Raw genomic sequence first — 935 nt, forward strand, 5'->3', positions numbered from 1 at the left:
TGACAAAGGCTCTTGCTGAACAGAAAAAAGATCAGGCAAAGCCTGGTTCGGAACAGAAAGCGCAGGAAATCCCGGTGACAGGCATGAGAAAGGTCATCGCTGCCCGAATGCAGGAAAGCCTGGCAAACAGCGCACAGCTGACGATCACGATGAAAGCTGATATCACCAAGCTTGCCACTCTTCAAAAACAGCTTTCACCAACTGCGGAAGAGAGATACGGCACAAAACTGACGATCACTCATTTTGTCTCAAGAGCCGCCGTTCTCGCTCTGCAAGCTCACCCTGTGCTGAACAGCTTTTATCAAAATGAGCGCATCATCACACATCCTCATGTGCACCTTGGTATGGCTGTAGCCTTGGAAAATGGCTTAGTGGTGCCTGTGATCCGCCATGCTGAAAAGCTATCGCTGATTGAACTGGCTCAATCTATCTCAGAAAATGCCAAAAAAGCACGCGAGGGACGTGCGGGAAGCGAAGAACTGCAAGGCTCTACCTTCTCCATTACAAACCTTGGCGCATTTGGAGTTGAGCATTTCACACCAATACTAAATCCGCCGGAAACAGGCATTCTCGGCATCGGAGCAAGCTATGACACGCCGGTGTATCAAGGGGAGGAAATCGTCAGAAGCACAGTCCTGCCGCTCAGCCTGACATTTGATCACAGAGCGTGTGACGGCGCCCCTGCCGCTGCATTCCTGAAGGCGATGAAAACATATTTGGAAGAACCCGCAGCATTAATTTTATAGGAAAAGCAGGTGAAAACGACATGACATTAGCCATTATCGGCGGCGGACCTGCAGGCTATGCGGCTGCGGTTTCTGCGGCACAGCAGGGCAGAAACGTGCTGCTCATTGACAAAGGCAAGCTTGGGGGGACCTGCCTGAATGAAGGCTGCATCCCGACAAAGTCTTTGTTAGAAAGCGCAAACGTTCTTG

The 935-nt window shown here is 50.9% G+C and carries 1 protein-coding gene and 1 pseudogene; both read left to right on the top strand.

The window, feature by feature from the left end:
* Positions 1-746 (top strand): annotated as a pseudogene (gene acoC / locus ACWHAR_RS24270) (acetoin dehydrogenase complex dihydrolipoyllysine-residue acetyltransferase); the annotation flags it as partial.
* 20 nt (positions 747-766) lie between these two features.
* Positions 767-935 (top strand): FAD-dependent oxidoreductase (locus ACWHAR_RS24275; RefSeq protein WP_452088082.1); only part of this gene is annotated, 169 nt, incomplete at its 3' end.

This window comes from Bacillus sp. LR--39, from assembly GCF_053613335.1.